This is a genomic window from Rahnella sp. CJA17(1/100) (genome assembly GCF_963881615.1).
GTDB classification, from domain to species: domain Bacteria; phylum Pseudomonadota; class Gammaproteobacteria; order Enterobacterales; family Enterobacteriaceae; genus Rahnella; species Rahnella aceris.
The window spans coordinates 14,554-30,798 of sequence record NZ_CAWOJA010000009.1 but is presented as its reverse complement, the minus strand read 5'-3'; the positions used below and the strand labels follow the sequence as shown (position 1 = coordinate 30,798).

The following is a 16,245-nucleotide window of genomic DNA, read 5'->3' as shown; positions in this document are numbered from 1 at the left end:
GCTGTACATATAATTGCGCGTCATTTTTTCGACCGCACACAAACACGTTCCTTGCTTCCATGGGCCGCGGTTGACCCTGACAGGAGGCTGAATAATCCGTAAGGAGCAATTCGATGCGTCATTACGAAATCGTTTTTATGGTTCACCCTGACCAAAGCGAACAGGTTCCGGGCATGATCGAGCGTTACAGTGCAGTAATCACTAACGCAGCTGGTCAGATTCACCGTCTGGAAGACTGGGGCCGCCGTCAACTGGCTTACCCGATCAACAAACTGCACAAAGCCCACTACGTTCTGCTGAACGTTGAAGCTCCGCAGGAAGCGATCGATGAGCTGGAAACTAACTTCCGCTTCAACGACGCCGTTATCCGTAGCATGGTTATGCGTACTAAACACGCGGTAACTGAAGCATCTCCAATGGTTAAAGCAAAAGATGAGCGTCGTGATCGCCGCGAAGACTTTGCTGAAGCTAACGATGATGCTGAAGCTGGGGATTCTGAAGAGTAATTGCCGTGACGGCGAATCGTCTGGTGTTGTCGGGCACTGTGTGCAAGACCCCCATTCGTAAAGTCAGTCCTTCGGGCATTCCACACTGCCAGTTTGTGCTAGAGCACAAATCGTCGCAGCAGGAAGCCGGATTTAACCGACAAGCATGGTGCAGAATGCCCGTGGTTGTCAGTGGACAAGCGTCACAAGCATTAACTCACAGTATAACGGTCGGCACGCAACTCACTGTGACCGGATTCATTAGCTGCCATCAAGGGCGCAATGGTCTGAATAAAGTGGTGTTACATGCCGAGCAGATTGATTTGATAGATTCTGGAGACTAGCCTAATGGCACGTTATTTCCGTCGTCGCAAGTTCTGCCGTTTCACCGCGGAAGGCGTTGTAGAGATTGATTACAAAGACATCGCTACACTGAAAAACTACATTACCGAAAGCGGTAAAATTGTCCCGAGCCGTATTACCGGTACTCGTGCAAAATACCAGCGTCAGCTCGCTCGTTGCATCAAGCGCGCTCGCTACCTTTCATTGTTGCCATACACTGATCGTCATCAGTAATCGGCCACTGTCTATTAACGACTTTGAGAGGATAAAGTAATGCAAGTTATTCTGCTTGATAAAGTAGCAAACCTGGGCAGCCTGGGTGATCAAGTTAACGTTAAAGCGGGCTACGCTCGTAACTTCCTGGTACCACAGGGCAAAGCTGTTCCTGCTACCAAGAAAAACGTTGAGTTCTTCGAAGCACGTCGTGCAGAACTGGAAGCCAAACTGGCTGACGTTCTGAACGCTGCTGAAGCTCGCGCAACTAAAATCAACGAACTGGGTTCAGTAACCATCGCGTCTAAATCAGGCGACGAAGGCAAACTGTTCGGCTCTATCGGTACTCGCGATATTGCTGATGCAGTAACTGCTGCTGGCGTTGAAGTTGCTAAAAGCGAAGTTCGTTTGCCGAATGGCGTTCTGCGTACCACTGGTGAACACGAAGTTGAGTTCCAGGTACACAGCGACGTATTCGCTAAACTGAACGTAGTTGTGGTTGCTGAAGCGTAATAGCGCTGAAGTTAACCTGTGAAACGCCGGCCATGTGCCGGCGTTTTGCTTTTCTGCATGATGAACAATGCAAAGATAAGAAGCCGATCAGTTACCGCGCTGGAAACTGCCGTCCGGCTGACGGGTAAACGTCACGGTAACATTTTGATCCGTTGTCACTTGCAGGGCCATGACCATCCCCTGCGCATCACGCTGTATCTTCACTTCCTGCCCGGTTTTCAGGGTACTCAGCGGTTTGTCCGCCCCTTCTACCCGTGCCATCGAAAATACGTCATTTACTGCCATATTATTATCGCGGAACAACTGCGCCAGCGTCTGACCCGACTGCACCTGATAACTGCGCCACGTGCCGCTGTTGTCATTACTCTGCGGCTGAACAGGCTCAGGCTGCGCCATTTGCGTCGTGCGGCCCTGATCGTTACGCAAATCGGCCTGCATCGGGATACTTGCCGGTTGTTGCGGTTGCGACGGCGCATAGGTGTTTTCTGGCGTATAGGGCCACAGTAATGCCAGCAGGATGACCAGCACAGCCAGAATAATGCCGCGGCGGTGCGCATACGGCAGGGGCGACAACCAGTGGAAATCGTCGCTCATGTGCCAGATTTTGCTCAGCAGCGTTTTGCCCCGGGCGGCGGCGGAAGTACCGGTTTCCGTTTCTGCAGAAGTGATTTCACTCTCGCTTTCACTCTGCGGTGCTGTGGTGTCTCGCATCGGCCTTTTCATAATGGCAATCCAGGATCTCAACATGGGTTGATAAATACGGATGGCTTTCCTTCTCCTGGGCGGGATTCTGCCCATGACGACCTCTCTTGTTAACTGTCGTAATGTCGACTGCCTGTTGCTGCCTAGTATAGCCGTTTAACTGCTTGATGCGGAAAGGGACAAAGCACAAATATCACCCGAACGATGTCGTGAATGGCGTCAAATGCGAAAAATTTACCGAAAAAGGAAAGGAACTGCGCCTGCCGTCATGTTGCCTCACAGAGAATTTTACCCAAAAGCCTTGCGCTGCTATGCTGCGCGTTCGACATTTTTAAGAGCTAAGGAAATTTCATGACTACCCCTTCATTTGACAGCGTAGAAGCGCAGGCAAGTTACGGTATCGGCCTGCAGGTCGGTCAACAGTTGCAGGAATCAGGTTTGCAGGGTTTAGAGCCTGACGCACTGCTGGCAGGCTTACGCGACGCGCTGGAAGGGAATACGCCAGCCGTTCCTGTTGATGTGGTTCACCGCGCACTGCGTGAAGTCCACGAACGTGCTGATGCTGTTCGTCGTGAACGCCAGGAAGCTCTGGCTGTTCAGGGTCAGGAATTCCTGGCTGCAAATGCACAGCGCGAAGGCGTGAGCAGCACCGAGTCTGGTCTGCAATTCTCTGTCATCACCCAGGGCGAAGGCACTATTCCGGGCCGTCAGGATCGCGTACGTGTTCATTACACCGGTAAACTGATCGACGGTACCGTGTTTGACAGCTCCGTACAGCGTGGCGAGCCGGCTGAATTCCCGGTCAATGGCGTGATCGCGGGCTGGATCGAAGCACTGACCCTGATGCCTGTCGGCTCTAAGTGGGAACTGTATATACCACATAACCTGGCTTACGGCGAACGTGGCGCGGGGGCTTCCATCCCTCCATACAGCGCGCTGATCTTCGAAGTTGAGCTGTTGGAAATTCTGTAATTCCTTCCGGATAGCAGAAACAAGAAAGGGCGCATATGCGCCCTTTTTTACCTCTGAAACCTGAATTATTCTCCACGCAGCGCGCGCGGGAACAACAGGTTGTTTTCCAGATGGATATGCTCCATCAGGTCGGTGATGAATTCGTTGATCCCGGCGTACAGCGCACGCCAGGTCACACACGCCCCTTCCGGCGGCGTCACGTTATTGGTCAGACGTTTAATCTCTTCAAGAATCTGCCCCGCATCATCGTGCTCACGTTCCATGACTGAAATCGGACCGGCAGCCTGACGGCCCATTCCGCCGCGGATCATCGGGAACAGGATCTGTTCTTCTTTCATCATGTGGCTGGTCAGTTCTTCCAGAATCAGTTGCAGCTGAACCGCCAGACCATGGGGACAAGGCAATTTGTCACCGTGTACCCGTTCCACTTTCTCTGCCATCAGAACCAGTTCAGGCAGCTCCTGACGGTGGCGGTCATGGTAGCGAGGAATAATAAAATCGATAATTTGCGCCAGCGGTGCGGTTTTCCAGTCAGTGGAGGTATCCGGCAGCCGGGCAATTTCAGCAATCTGCTGTTCGATGAGATCAATATCCAGCTCTTTTTTGGTGACGGCGCGCAGCAGGGTTTGTTTACCGCCACAGCAGAAATCGAGATCGTACTGACGGAACAGACGGGTAGCGCGCGGAATGGCAACAGCCAGAGCGCCAAGGAGTTGGTCGCGATAGTCCATGATGAAGCCTCGTTAAATGAAAGAATTTATAACATGTATTATAAATACATGTTTAAGGCGCGGCTATAGCTCAAAGGAAGTACAGAAAGAAAAAACGCCCCAGGCGGGGCGTTTGACAGGGCATTATTTTTGCAAATCGACCTGATAAATCTGAAAACCTATGGCATCGGTGCCTTTGGCCGTCATCGGGTATTGTGCGTGAGACTGAATAAAGGCCGCCGCTTTGTCGCCAGGAGACGTTTCGAAACGGATATCCAGCGGTTGCGGTGCCGCAATTTTCGCCAGCTTCCAGTTGTTGTCCGCCGTTGGTGTGACCGCGCCTGCTTTTTTGGTTTCGGCACTGATGTACGCCGCAACCACGGAACGGTTTTCATCCGGTGACGCGAAAGCGATGTGTTTATCGCCGGTACCTGCGAATTTTCCGCCGTAAGCCCGGTAATTATTCGTGGCGACCAGGAAGGTGGCTTTCAGGTCTATCGGCTTACCGTTGTAGGTCAGGTTTTTAATGCGTTCTGCATCTTTATTAATCAGTGCGCATTCACCATCGAATTTTGCCGGCTGGCTGACATCAACTTCATATTTCACGCCGTCGATAACGTCAAAATTATAAGTACGGAAGCCATCCCAGTTGATCAGCGGTTGTGGTTTGGTGCTGTGAATATCGATCTGATTAAACTGTCCGGCAGAACATTCCAGCCAGTCTTTGACTTCCTGTCCGGTGACTTTCATCACCACCAGTGTATTCGGATACAGATACAAATCTGCCGCATTGCGGAAAGTCAGCTCACCTTTTTCCACTTCCACGAAACTGGCCGGATCGTTTTTACGTCCGCCGACTTTAAAGGGTGCAGCAGCAGAAAGTACCGGCAGATCGGCTAAATCCGGGTCGCCCTGAATGAAATGTTCGGTATAGGCTTTCTGCGCATTATTGACGATTTGTACCGTCGGGTCGTCCTGAACCAGTGCCAGATAGCTGTACATGTTGTCGGTGGATTTGCCGATTGGCTTGCTGACAAATTTACGTGTTGCGTCATGAGAAGGGGCGAGCACTTTCACCAGACTCTGATCTTCCGCCGCCAGAGATTTCTTCTGCTCTTTATCGTAAATCGGGCGCGCTTCAGCTTTAGCCATTTCGACTTTCCAACTGCCACTGTCGTTGTTCAGCACCATATCCACGACACCAAGATGGTCGCCCCACATGCCGGGCATCACGGCAGGAACACCATTCAGCGTGCCTTGTCTGATGTCCGCGCCTTTGATGCTGGCGAATTCCTCACTCGGGAAAACCGCGTGCGCATGGCCGAACATAATGGCGTCGATGCCTTTCACCTGGCTCAGGTAATACACCGAGTTTTCTGCCATGGTTTTGTATGGGTCGCCGGAAAGACCAGAGTGCGGGATGGCGACAATGATGTCGGCACCTTGCTTACGCATTTCGGGGATCCACTTTTTAGCGGTTTCGGTGATATCCGCCACAGTGACTTTGCCCTGCAGATTGGCTTTGTCCCAGACCATGATTTGCGGCGGCACGAAACCGATATAGCCGATGCGCAAATTATGGGTTTTACCTTCCCGGTCTTTTACCGCGTTATCGGTGATCAGGAATGGCGTGAACAGCGGCTTACCGGTTTTGTCATCAATGACGTTGGCATTTACGTAAGGAAACTTCGCCCCGGCCAGTGCTTTTTTCAGATAATCCAGACCGTAGTTAAATTCGTGATTACCGAGATTACCGACCGCGTAATCGAGTGTATTCATCGCCAGATAAACAGGATGGACGTCGCCCTGTTTCAGGCCTTTCGCCGCCATGTAATCGCCCAGCGGGCTGCCCTGTATGATGTCGCCGTTATCGACTAATACTGAGTTGGTGACTTCGTTCCGTGCCGCATGGATCAGGCTCGCGGTGCGTACCAGTCCAAATTTATCGGTCGGTTTATCTTTGTAGTAATCGAAGTCCATCATGTTGCTGTGCAGGTCCGTGGTTTCCATAATGCGCAGATCCACCTGTGACGCCTGAACGGATGCTGCCGTCAGTACCGCCAGCAGGGATAACGTCAGATGACGTTTATTCATTGCCTTGCCTCCAGAGAAAGGGATGATGCCCGTAAGAGAAAACCGGATATGTATCTCAAAATTTGCTGAGAATGTAATCAGTTGTCATGGATAAATGTGAGATGTAACAGCTTTATGACGTGTTCACATTACGGGATGGCTATTCGCGGCAAAAAAAACTAGGCTTGAGAAATGAGAATCAAAGCACTGAGGTAAACGATGTTAGAGCAAATTTGTCAGTTAGCGCGCGATGCGGGTGACGCAATCATGGCGGTGTATGACGGTGAACAACCGCTTGATGCGCGCCATAAAAAAGACGATTCGCCGGTCACCGCAGCAGATATTGCAGCGCACAACGTGATTAAAACCGGCCTGCAAACGCTGGATCCGCAAACGCCGATGCTGTCGGAAGAAGACCCGCAAAGCTGGAGCGAGCGTCAGAACTGGACGCGCTACTGGCTGGTTGATCCGCTGGACGGTACGAAAGAATTCCTCAAGCGTAACGGTGAATTCACCGTTAATATTGCACTGATCGAAGACGGTATCCCGGTGTTAGGCGTGGTGTACGTGCCGGTGACCAAGGTGATGTACAGCGCCGCAGAAGGCAAAGCCTGGAAAGAAGAGCAGGGCGAACGTCAGCAGATTGAAGTGAAAGAAGCGCATCCGCCGCTGGTGGTCGTCAGTCGTTCACACTTCAGTAATGACCCTGAATTGCAGGATTACCTGGCGCAACTGGGCGAACATCAGACGGTAGCGATCGGTTCGTCGCTGAAATTCTGTCTGGTAGCGGAAGGTGCGGCACAACTTTATCCGCGCTTCGGACCGACTAATATCTGGGATACCGGCGCCGGTCATGCTGTCGCGCTGGCTGCCGGTGCGCAGGTACATGACTGGAAAGGGCAGACGCTGAACTACGTGCCACGCGAATCGTTCCTGAATCCGGGCTTCAGAGTGTCTTTATTCTGATATGACACCCCGGTTTACGCCGGGGTTTTTACGTTTTATTCTTTTACCAGCTGATCCACCAGCGTAATCACCTGCTGGACTTCCTGCGGTGACAACTGCCCGTCTTTGGCGAATTTAATTACCCCGTTTTTATCCAGAACCACCACTGCTGAACTTTCCGGTTGCAGGTCCCATGCCTTTTTCACCGCACCGTTGCTGTCGACAATTACCTGCGACCACGGGAATTCACGTTTGCCGCTTTCTATGCTTTTACGCACAAACATGCCGGTACCGATAATAGCGTCGTCGGTATTGACGATAGTCGTGGTCTGATAACGGTCATGGGGCAAATTCGCGGCTCTGATCGCGGTAATTAGCGGTTCGTTCAGGGCCTTGGCGCTGCTTCTTCCCGCCATGTGCTGCACAATACGCACTTTTCCAGGAAGTTTTGCGCTGTTCCATTTGCTGTAACTGAATACATCCTTAACGTCATTCAGTTCGCCTTTATCATCCACCCCGACCGGTGCCAGACGCTGGCCGACGGTAAAGTTGTGGGCAGATGCAAAAAGCGAAAATGTCATAAAAGTGATCACAAAAAGACTTCTTAAAAGCATAGATTCTCCGGGGCGTAAAAGAACAGTCACGCCAATCATAGGACGCCCTAAGTGGTCTGTCCTGTTGGTATGTTAAATTTGTGTTGCTGATTACAAAATTGCCACATAAAGCAGGGTTATACTGTGTTTGAATGTCAGGGTTTAAGACAATACTGAAAATCAATGTAAAAGCAGTTAAATCCACTGGCAATACCTGAGCGCCCTGCTATGTTATAGGTCTCTTCACTGCAAAACACTTTTCTGTCCCGGTATCTGTCGCCTTGCGACGTGGCCGGTACCTGCAGTGATTTAACGGAGAACAATAGAAAAATGAGAATATTCCAGCGTTACAATCCGATGAAAGTCGCAAAGTACGTTAAGACACTGTTTCGTGGACGTTTGTATATCAAGGACGTCGGCGCTTTTGAATTCGACCAAGGCAAGATCTTGTTGCCAAAGGTACGCGATAAGCGCCACTTTAGCGTGATGTCTGAAGTTAACCGTCAGGTTACGCATTTGCAGGCAGAAATGGGCTAAGTGTGCCCTGCGTGTTGTCACTGCTTTATAGCAGCGTGCGCAAAAAGAAACGGCTCCCTGAAGGAGCCGTTAGTGTTTCTGGCGTTTGAATTTTCCACGCTTGAAAAAGCGCCTTACCCCTGCGCTTTCTTGTCGTCTTTAATTTCCTGCGGCGTTTTTGGCAGCAGCGGTGCAGCAGGCTGGTCGACAATACGCGTCACCAGCAACTGATCAATCTTATAGCTGTCGATATCGACCACTTCAAATTTGAAGCCGGAGAATTTCACAAAATCCGTACGCTTAGGGATCTTGCGCAGCATGAACATCATGAAGCCGCCGATGGTTTCATAGTTACCGGATTGCGGGAATTCTTCGATATGCAGCACGCGCATCACGTCTTCGATTGGCGTACCGCCTTCAACCAGCCATGAATGCTCATCACGGGCCACAATCTGTTCTTCCATACCCTGACCCACCAGATCCCCCATCAGCGTGGTCATCACGTCGTTAAGCGTGATAATACCCACCACCAGCGCATATTCGTTGAGGATCACGGCAAAGTCTTCGCCTGCCGCTTTGAAGCTTTCCAGTGCTTCGGAAAGCGTCAGCGTATCCGGCACAATCAGCGCATTGCGGATTTGCACACCGCTGCTCAACATTAAGCTCTGATTACCCAGCACACGGTTCAGTAAATCTTTCGAATCAACATAACCGACGACCTGATCGATATGACCGTCACACACCAGAAATTTGGAATGCGGGTGAGTGGCGATTTTCTCTTTAATACTTTCTTCGCTTTCACGCAGGTCAAAATAAATCACGCTTTCACGTGAGGTCATTGACGACGGAACGGTACGGGATTCCAGCTCGAACACATTCTCAATCAGTTCATGTTCCTGCTTACGCAGTACGCCTGCCAGCGCACCGGCTTCAAAGACGGCATAAATATCGTCGGAAGTGATGTCGTCGTTACGCACCATGGGCAGCTTGAACAGACGGAAAATCATGTTCGCCATACCGTTGAAGAACCACACCATCGGGCGGCAAATCATCAGACAGAAACGCATCGGGTTGACTATACGGACGGCAACCGACTCAGGTGAAATCATACCGATGCGCTTCGGTGTCAGGTCAGCAAACAGAATGAACAGGCTGGTGACCAGCACGAACGAAAAGATAAAGCTGATTTGATCCGCCATTTCAGGCGACATAAAGCGGATAAAAAAGGTCCGGAAAGCCGGGGAAAATGCGGCATCACCCACGATACCACCGAGGATGGCGACGGCATTGAGGCCAATCTGCACCACGGTAAAGAACAGGCCAGGGGTTTCCTGTAACTTCATGACACGGGAGGCATTGACGTTTCCTTCGTCTGCCAACTGTTTGAGTTTTATTTTGCGGGAAGCGGCCAGCGATATCTCTGACAGCGAGAAAAAGGCACTGATCGCGATTAATAAGAGAATCAGTAAAATACTGTTTAACATAATCTATCCGTTTAACACCGGAATTAACCGGCAGAGAAAGGCACTCATTATTTTTGTTGCTTAAAGAACACCCTTTTTAAAAAACATTAAAAAGCTGTTCAGAAGAAAAAAGCGTTAAGGATGAAAAACAAAGATAATTGCCAGAAATAGTTTTCAAGGGCCACTTTTGTGACCCGCATAGTATAGCAGCAGCACTGAGACTGCCGCCAGCGCTTAAAAATCCCGCATTATTGCGGCGGCAGACAGACGCCTATGCCGCCTAATCCGCAGTAACCTTCCGGGTTTTTGAACAGATATTGCTGATGTTCATCTTCCGCATAATAGAACGGCAGGGCTTCGGTGATTTCCGTGGTAATAGTGCGCTTATCGTTGGCTTCGTCCATCGCCTGCTGGAAACTCGCCAGACTTGCCAGCGCCTGATCCTGTTGTTCTGCGCTCAGCACATACAGCGCGGAGCGATATTGCGTGCCAATATCGCCACCCTGACGCATACCCTGCGCCGGGTCGTGATTTTCCCAGAAAATCTGCAACAGTTTTGTGTAGCTGATAATCGCCGGGTCAAAGACTACGCGCACGACTTCCGCATGACCGGTCTGGCCGGTACACACTTCGCGGTAGGTCGGGTTGGGAGTGAAACCGCCGCTATAACCGGCTGCCGTACTGTAAACCCCTTCCTGTTGCCAGAACAAACGCTCTACGCCCCAGAAGCAGCCCATCGCAAAAATCGCGACTTCCATGTTGTCAGGAACATGCGTCATTGAGTGGCCACTTACTGCATGAAGGGTTGCCACCGGCATCGGGGTTGTACGGCCAGGTAACGCTTCTGCCTGCGTGACAGACTGCGTTTTATCGGAAAGTTGCACCACAGAAAACTCCAGTTGTTGCTTTAGTGAACGAGGTTTGTCACAAAAGGTTTGTACGAATAACAACGACCAACAGGTCAGTGTTAGTTGTATCTGATTGCGTCTTTGCACACAATACGAAGGACGTTGCTTCGTCGTTGAACATTTTCAGGGGATTAGCACTAAAATGCTTTCATCAGACTTTAAAAAGATGAATCTGCCAAAGATGGGCAGATAATCTCCGGCGGGCATCTGATATTTTAACAGGACAGTAAAATTTAGCAGGAGTGCGTGTGCCACGATATCGTGAACTGGGTTTGTTATTTGTACTGCTGGCCCCCTCACTTTCCATGGCAGCGAAGGTGCGTTTGCAACTGGAAGGCCTGGATGGCGATTTAGAAAGGAACGTCCGCGTTCGTTTATCAGCCATTCAAAGCGATGAAGTCGGGGCTAACGGACGGTTCCGTGCCCGCGTCAGTGCTGCCATTGAACAGGGTTTACGGCCGCTGGGGTATTATTCGCCGACCATCGATTTTGATTACCGCGAAACACCGCCGCCCGGGCGTCCGGTGTTGATTGCCAAAGTGACACCAGGGATACCGGTGAAAATCGCTGGCACGAGTGTCGTGATTGAAGGGCAGGCAGACAAAGATAATGAATTCGAACAGCTCAAACAGCGTGATGTGCCTGCGGTAGGGACGATTTTAAACCACGGGACGTACGACAATTTCAAAAGCTCACTGACCGGCATTGCCCTGCGCAAAGGTTATTTTGACGCCACGATGCGTAAAAGCCAACTGGGCGTCATCGAAGACGAGCACAAAGCGTTCTGGGACATTCAGTTTGACAGCGGCGAGCGTTACCGCTTCGGTGACGTGCATTATCAGGGATCGCAGATCCGTGATGAATATCTGCAAAATCTGGTGCCATTTCATCAGGGTGATTACTACACCACGGCGCAACTGGCTGAGCTTAACCGCCGCCTGTCTGCTACCGGCTGGTTTAACTCTGTTGTCGTGTCACCGGATTTCACGGATGCCAAAGCCACGAAAACCCTGCCGCTGAATGCCGTGGTGTCGCCGCGCACCGAGAATACCATCGAAACCGGTATCGGTTATTCCACGGACATTGGCCCGCGGGTGACGGCCAACTGGAAGAAACCATGGGTTAACGATCGTGGTCAGAGTTTTGAAACCTCAACCACGCTCTCCGGCCCGGAGCAGTCTTTAGATCTCAGTTATAAAATTCCGCTGCTGAAATCCCCGCTGGAGCAATATTACCTGGTGCAGGGCGGTTTCAAACGTGAAGACCTGAACGATACCAATTCAGATTCCACCACCGTCAATCTGGCGCGTTATTGGGATCTCTCGAGCGGCTGGCAGCATGCGGTCAATCTGCGCTGGAGCCTCGATCACTTTACGCAGGGTAGCGTGACCAACACCACCATGCTGATTTATCCGGGTGTGAGCCTCAACCGTACGCGTCAGCGCGGCGGTCTGATGCCAACCTGGGGCGATTCTCAGCGCTACTCTCTTGATGTGTCCGATACTAGCTGGGGTTCTGACGTCGATTTCGCCGTGATTCAGGCGCAAAACGTCTGGATCCGCACCCTGGCTGACAAGCACCGTTTTGTGTTCCGCGGCAATCTGGGGTGGATTGAAACCAATGACTTCGAACGTGTGCCACCATCCTTGCGCTTCTTCGCCGGTGGTGACCGCAGTATCCGTGGTTACAAATACAAATCCATTTCTCCACGTGATGACGAAGGCAAACTGACCGGTGCGTCCTATCTGGGCACCGGTTCGGTGGAATACCAGTACAACGTGACCGGAAAATGGTGGGGCGCCGTGTTTGTCGATTCCGGTGAAGCGGTTAATGACATTACACAAAACGATTTTAAAACCGGCGCGGGTGTGGGTGTGCGCTGGGCTTCGCCGATCGGCCCGGTGAAATTAGATGTTGCCGCTCCGGTGGGTGACAAAGATGAGCATGGATTGCAGTTTTACATCGGTTTGGGTCCGGAATTATGAGTTTATTTAAAAAGATCTGCCTGGGATTCCTGATTTTCCTGGTGCTGTTAATCAGCCTGGTGGCCTTTCTGGTCGGCACACAAACCGGTTTGCACCTGATGATCAACGGTGCCAACCGGTTCGTACCGGGCCTGAACATAGCCAGTACCGAAGGTGGATGGCGCGACCTGACACTGAAAGGCGTGCATTACGAAATGCCGGGTGTGGACGTTAAAGCCGGGGAGTTTCACCTTTCCCTCGATTTCTCCTGCCTGAAAAACAGCGCGCTGTGCGTCAATGCGTTGCGGGTGAAAGACGTTAATGTGGTGGTCAATACCAAAGAAATGACGCCAGCCGCCGCGCAACCTGAGCCGGAAAACAGCGAGCCGCTAACCAATCTCAGCACGCCGTATCCGATCACGCTGCGTTTGCTGACGCTGGATAACATCAATATTACGCTGGATGACCGGGCTATTTCGCTGGCGTCATTCCGCACCGGGGCGCACTGGGAAGGCCGCGCAATTCAGCTGATGCCAACGCGTATCGGCGGATTACTGATTGCGCTGCCGAAAACGCCAGTCAGCCCGTTACCGGACGTGGTGCAGGCCGCGCAGGACAAAGCCGTCGAAAAAGCGACGGGCAAACCGGCACAACCGCCGGTGGTCGTGCCGGAGAAGCCGCTGGGTGAAACATTGCAGGAGTTGTTTGCTAAACCGCTGCTGCCTGAGTTACCGGATTTCCGTCTGCCGGTTGATCTGGATATTCAGCAAATTCTCGCCGAAAACCTGCGTCTCACCGGCGATACCGATGTGCTGATCACCCGTTTCGAGCTGAAAGCCAGTACGCAAAATCAGATTGTAAAACTGGATAAACTGATGGTGCGCTCGCCACAGGGTTCCGTGGATGGTATGGGGCAGGCGACGCTCAACCAGAACTGGCCGGTCGATATGACCCTCAATACCGCCGTGAATATCGATCCGCTGAAAGGGGAGAAGATCAAACTGAAAGTCGCGGGCGGGCTGCGCGATAAGCTGGATGTTGGCCTCAATCTTTCCGGCCCGGTGCGTGCTCAGCTGGCCTTGCAAACTCAGCTGGCGGAAGCCGGTTTGCCGTTGGATCTGCAACTTACCAGCGATGCGCTGCAATGGCCGCTGACCGGCACGCCGCAGTATCAGGTGAAAGGCTTCAAATTTAACGTGAGTGGTAAAGCGACCGATTACGCGCTGTCACTGCGTTCAGATTTCAAAGGCGAGCAGATACCGCCTGCGACGCTGACCCTCGACGGTAAAGGCAACGTGGAGCAGTTCAAACTGAGCCTGCTGCGCCTTGCCGCGCTGGAAGGCAATACCGACCTGACCGGCGTGGTGGACTGGAGTAAAGCCATCAGCTGGAACAGTGAACTGAAGCTGACCGGCATTAATACCGCTAAACAGTATCCTGACTGGCCGGCGAAATTGCAGGGCAAGATCACCACGCGCGGCAGCCTGTATGGCGGCACATGGCAGATTCAGGTGCCGGTGCTGGATCTGACCGGTAACGTGAAGCAAAACGCGGTCAAAGCGCAGGGTAATGTGCGCGGCAACAGTTATGGCCAGTGGGATATCCCGCAACTGCATCTTGAACTGGGGCGCAATAATCTGGATGTGAAGGGGACGCTCGCTGATACCTGGAATCTCGACGCTAAAGTCGATGCCCCACATCTTGACGGTGCATTGCCGGGTCTGGGCGGTGTAGTGAAAGGAATGCTGCAACTGCGCGGTGACCTCAAGGCACCGAAGCTGCTGGCGGATATAACAGCGACGGGCCTTAAATGGCAGGCGCTGACGGTGCGCCGCGTGGATATTAAAGGCGACGTCAGCTCTACCGATCAGATCCAGGGCAATTTTAGTGTACGCGTTCAGCAGCTTAAACAGGATGCGCTGGATATCACTGACATTAATCTCGAGGCCAAAGGTAACGAGAAAAAGCATGAACTGACGTTGAAAGTCGATGGCAAACCGGTTTCAGGTCGTCTGGCGCTGAGCGGCAGTTTTGACCGCGCCACAGAGGAATGGAAAGGCGACATCACCAATACCTTGTTTGATACGCCAGTCGGGCAATGGCGACTGAACCGTTCGATTGCACTGGATTACTTTAATAAAGAGCAACGGATCACCGTTGGTCCGCATTGCTGGCAAAACCCGAATGCTGATTTGTGCGTACCGAAAACGATTGATGCCGGTGCCAGCGGGCAGGCGAGCGTGGTGCTCAACCGCTTTGACCTGGCGATGATCAAACCTTTCCTGACCGATGACACACAGCTGAGCGGCGTGTTCAGTGGGAAAGCCGATGTGAGCTGGAAAGCGGAAGGCGGACTGCCGCAGGCCAGTGTTTCACTGGTGGGTAAAGGCGTGAAAGTTCAGCAACTGGTGCAGGGCAGCCCGCTGCCGGTGGCGTTTGATACGCTGAATCTGAACGCCGGGCTGAACAACGGTCGTGCCAGTCTCGACTGGCTGATTAAAATCACCCACAACGGTCAGCTTGACGGCAGCATCCAGATTGCCGATCCGCAGGGAAAACGTAACCTCAGCGGTAATGTGAATATTGCCCGTATCTCGATGGCCTTGCTGCAACCCGCGCTGATGGACGGCGAAAAAGCCTCGGGTATTTTGAATGCCAATCTGCGCCTCGGCGGTAACGCACAGAAACCGCTGGTGTTTGGCAGGCTGGCGCTGACCGGTGTTGATTTCGACGCGCAATTTATGCCGTTTGATATCACCGATGCCAATATCGGCATTAATTTCAACGGCATGTCATCCATCATGGAAGGGGTGATCAAAACTGCGCAGGGTCAGCTTGAGCTGAACGGTAACGCCGACTGGAGTGAAATTAATGCCTGGCGCGCCCGCATCGCGGCGAGAGGCAACAAAGTGCGGGTTTCCGTGCCACCGATGGTACGTCTGGACGTTTCACCGGATTTAGTGTTTGATGCCACGCCGCAGTTGTTCTCGCTTAACGGAACCGTTGATATTCCGTGGGCGCGCATTACGGTGCAGGAATTGCCGGAAAGTGCAGTGGGCGTGTCGTCGGATGAAGTAATGCTCAACGATCAGCGTCAGCCTATCGCACCGGCTTCTGCTTCTATTCCGATCAACAGCAATCTGATGGTGAACATTGGTAAAGATGTTCGTCTCGATGCCTTCGGTCTGAAAGCCCGGCTGGAAGGTGCGCTGAAAGTGGCACAGGACAGCCGCGGCCTGGGGCTGAACGGGCAAATTAATATTCCGTCCGGGCGCTTCCATGCTTACGGGCAGGATCTGATTGTGCGTAAAGGCCAGTTGCTGTTCTCCGGCCCGGCGGACCAGCCGCTACTGAATCTGGAAGCGATCCGTAACCCGGACGCGACAGAAAACGATGTGGTTGCTGGTTTGAGAGTTACCGGTGAGGCCGATGCGCCTAAACTTGAGATATTCTCAGATCCGGCGATGTCACAGCAGGAAGCCTTGTCCTACCTGCTTCGCGGGCAAGGATTAGACAACTCCGGCGGTGACAGCGGCGCAATGACTTCCGCTCTTATCGGGTTAGGGGTTGCACAAAGTGGTAAACTTGTGGGTAAAATCGGCGAGGCATTCGGTGTCAGCAATCTGGCGCTGGATACTCAGGGCGTGGGAGACAGCTCCCAGGTCGTGGTCAGTGGTTATGTTTTACCGGGTTTACAGGTGAAATATGGCGTCGGGATATTCGACTCGCTGGCAACGCTCACTCTGCGCTACCGGTTGATGCCCAAGCTTTACCTGCAGGCTGTATCGGGCATCGATCAGGCATTGGATTTGCTCTATCAGTTTGAGTTTTAATTCATGTGACTTT

15 protein-coding genes are annotated in these 16,245 nt (G+C 52.2%); 9 read left to right on the top strand and 6 right to left on the bottom strand.

From position 1 onward, the window contains the following. Window positions 1–113 precede the first annotated feature (113 nt). The 4 genes from rpsF to rplI are packed head-to-tail and all read left to right on the top strand — an operon-like array spanning window position 114 to window position 1,553. The gene (rpsF, locus tag AACU55_RS05495) at window positions 114–506 is read left to right on the top strand and encodes a 30S ribosomal protein S6 (protein ID WP_013573776.1); all 393 of its coding nucleotides are present in this window, start codon (window positions 114–116) and stop codon (window positions 504–506) included. Window positions 507–511: 5 nt separating this feature from the next. Further along, window positions 512–829, top strand: coding sequence for a primosomal replication protein N (gene priB, locus AACU55_RS05490; protein WP_013573777.1), 318 nt, complete (start codon window positions 512–514; stop codon window positions 827–829). A gap of 4 nt (window positions 830–833) precedes the next feature. Next, window positions 834–1,061, top strand: a complete 228-nt coding sequence (rpsR, locus tag AACU55_RS05485; RefSeq protein ID WP_002210155.1) for a 30S ribosomal protein S18 — start codon at window positions 834–836, stop codon at window positions 1,059–1,061. A 39-nt stretch (window positions 1,062–1,100) separates the two neighbouring features. Next, the gene (gene rplI, locus AACU55_RS05480; protein WP_013573778.1) at window positions 1,101–1,553 is read left to right on the top strand and encodes a 50S ribosomal protein L9; all 453 of its coding nucleotides are present in this window, start codon (window positions 1,101–1,103) and stop codon (window positions 1,551–1,553) included. Window positions 1,554–1,640: 87 nt separating this feature from the next. On the opposite strand, the gene AACU55_RS05475 is transcribed toward rplI, so the two are convergent. Next, window positions 1,641–2,351, bottom strand: a complete 711-nt coding sequence (locus tag AACU55_RS05475; protein WP_013573779.1) for a LysM-like peptidoglycan-binding domain-containing protein — start codon at window positions 2,349–2,351, stop codon at window positions 1,641–1,643. 255 nt (window positions 2,352–2,606) lie between these two features. Here AACU55_RS05475 and fklB point away from each other — a divergent pair, with 255 nt between their 5' ends. Then, a complete protein-coding gene (fklB, locus tag AACU55_RS05470; RefSeq protein WP_037034256.1) occupies window positions 2,607–3,227 on the top strand; it encodes an FKBP-type peptidyl-prolyl cis-trans isomerase in 621 nt (206 codons plus the stop codon). Window positions 3,228–3,292: 65 nt separating this feature from the next. Here the strand turns inward: fklB and ytfE are convergent, their stop codons facing one another. Together ytfE and AACU55_RS05460 are read right to left on the bottom strand one after the other, a co-directional pair. After that, on the bottom strand, window positions 3,293–3,958 hold the full coding sequence (ytfE, locus tag AACU55_RS05465) for an iron-sulfur cluster repair protein YtfE (RefSeq protein ID WP_134706799.1): 666 nt from the start codon (window positions 3,956–3,958) through the stop codon (window positions 3,293–3,295). A gap of 123 nt (window positions 3,959–4,081) precedes the next feature. Then, window positions 4,082–6,031 carry a bifunctional 2',3'-cyclic-nucleotide 2'-phosphodiesterase/3'-nucleotidase gene (locus AACU55_RS05460; RefSeq protein ID WP_134706798.1) on the bottom strand — a complete coding sequence of 650 codons (1,950 nt, stop codon included), beginning with the start codon at window positions 6,029–6,031 and terminating at the stop codon, window positions 4,082–4,084. Between the two features lie 198 nt (window positions 6,032–6,229). On the opposite strand from AACU55_RS05460, the gene cysQ reads away from it, so the two are divergent. Beyond that, on the top strand, window positions 6,230–6,976 hold the full coding sequence (gene cysQ, locus AACU55_RS05455; protein ID WP_134706797.1) for a 3'(2'),5'-bisphosphate nucleotidase CysQ: 747 nt from the start codon (window positions 6,230–6,232) through the stop codon (window positions 6,974–6,976). A 35-nt stretch (window positions 6,977–7,011) separates the two neighbouring features. Here cysQ and AACU55_RS05450 read toward each other — a convergent pair whose 3' ends face one another. Next, a complete protein-coding gene (locus tag AACU55_RS05450; RefSeq protein ID WP_134706796.1) occupies window positions 7,012–7,569 on the bottom strand; it encodes a YtfJ family protein in 558 nt (185 codons plus the stop codon). A 309-nt stretch (window positions 7,570–7,878) separates the two neighbouring features. On the opposite strand from AACU55_RS05450, the gene AACU55_RS05445 reads away from it, so the two are divergent. Continuing rightward, on the top strand, window positions 7,879–8,085 hold the full coding sequence (locus tag AACU55_RS05445; protein WP_013573785.1) for a DUF1107 domain-containing protein: 207 nt from the start codon (window positions 7,879–7,881) through the stop codon (window positions 8,083–8,085). A 113-nt stretch (window positions 8,086–8,198) separates the two neighbouring features. Here the strand turns inward: AACU55_RS05445 and AACU55_RS05440 are convergent, their stop codons facing one another. Both AACU55_RS05440 and msrA read right to left on the bottom strand, forming a co-directional pair. After that, window positions 8,199–9,548: a hemolysin family protein gene (locus AACU55_RS05440; RefSeq protein WP_013573786.1), complete on the bottom strand. Its 1,350-nt coding sequence runs from the start codon at window positions 9,546–9,548 to the stop codon at window positions 8,199–8,201. Window positions 9,549–9,775: 227 nt separating this feature from the next. Next, window positions 9,776–10,411: a peptide-methionine (S)-S-oxide reductase MsrA gene (msrA, locus tag AACU55_RS05435; protein WP_014411565.1), complete on the bottom strand. Its 636-nt coding sequence runs from the start codon at window positions 10,409–10,411 to the stop codon at window positions 9,776–9,778. Between the two features lie 329 nt (window positions 10,412–10,740). Between msrA and tamA the strand changes: the two genes are divergently transcribed. Together tamA and tamB are read left to right on the top strand one after the other, a co-directional pair. Continuing rightward, window positions 10,741–12,420, top strand: coding sequence for an autotransporter assembly complex protein TamA (gene tamA, locus AACU55_RS05430; protein WP_222940672.1), 1,680 nt, complete (start codon window positions 10,741–10,743; stop codon window positions 12,418–12,420). Further along, window positions 12,417–16,232, top strand: coding sequence for an autotransporter assembly complex protein TamB (tamB, locus tag AACU55_RS05425; RefSeq protein ID WP_112152040.1), 3,816 nt, complete (start codon window positions 12,417–12,419; stop codon window positions 16,230–16,232). The genes tamA and tamB overlap by 4 nt, the downstream gene beginning before the upstream one ends. Window positions 16,233–16,245 lie beyond the last annotated feature (13 nt).

What these genes read in the sequence shown, in the direction of transcription:
- rplI (WP_013573778.1), top strand. Translation starts at nt 1,101, where the DNA reads ATGCAAGTTATTCTGCTTGATAAAGTAGCAAACCTGGGCAGCCTGGGT.
- tamA (WP_222940672.1), top strand. Translation starts at nt 10,741, where the DNA reads ATGGCAGCGAAGGTGCGTTTGCAACTGGAAGGCCTGGATGGCGATTTA.
- cysQ (WP_134706797.1), top strand. Translation starts at nt 6,230, where the DNA reads ATGTTAGAGCAAATTTGTCAGTTAGCGCGCGATGCGGGTGACGCAATC.
- AACU55_RS05445 (WP_013573785.1), top strand. Translation starts at nt 7,879, where the DNA reads ATGAGAATATTCCAGCGTTACAATCCGATGAAAGTCGCAAAGTACGTT.
- fklB (WP_037034256.1), top strand. Translation starts at nt 2,607, where the DNA reads ATGACTACCCCTTCATTTGACAGCGTAGAAGCGCAGGCAAGTTACGGT.
- AACU55_RS05460 (WP_134706798.1), bottom strand. Translation starts at nt 6,031, where the DNA reads ATGAATAAACGTCATCTGACGTTATCCCTGCTGGCGGTACTGACGGCA.
- ytfE (WP_134706799.1), bottom strand. Translation starts at nt 3,958, where the DNA reads ATGGACTATCGCGACCAACTCCTTGGCGCTCTGGCTGTTGCCATTCCG.
- AACU55_RS05475 (WP_013573779.1), bottom strand. Translation starts at nt 2,351, where the DNA reads ATGGGCAGAATCCCGCCCAGGAGAAGGAAAGCCATCCGTATTTATCAA.
- rpsR (WP_002210155.1), top strand. Translation starts at nt 834, where the DNA reads ATGGCACGTTATTTCCGTCGTCGCAAGTTCTGCCGTTTCACCGCGGAA.
- tamB (WP_112152040.1), top strand. Translation starts at nt 12,417, where the DNA reads ATGAGTTTATTTAAAAAGATCTGCCTGGGATTCCTGATTTTCCTGGTG.
- AACU55_RS05450 (WP_134706796.1), bottom strand. Translation starts at nt 7,569, where the DNA reads ATGCTTTTAAGAAGTCTTTTTGTGATCACTTTTATGACATTTTCGCTT.
- rpsF (WP_013573776.1), top strand. Translation starts at nt 114, where the DNA reads ATGCGTCATTACGAAATCGTTTTTATGGTTCACCCTGACCAAAGCGAA.
- AACU55_RS05440 (WP_013573786.1), bottom strand. Translation starts at nt 9,548, where the DNA reads ATGTTAAACAGTATTTTACTGATTCTCTTATTAATCGCGATCAGTGCC.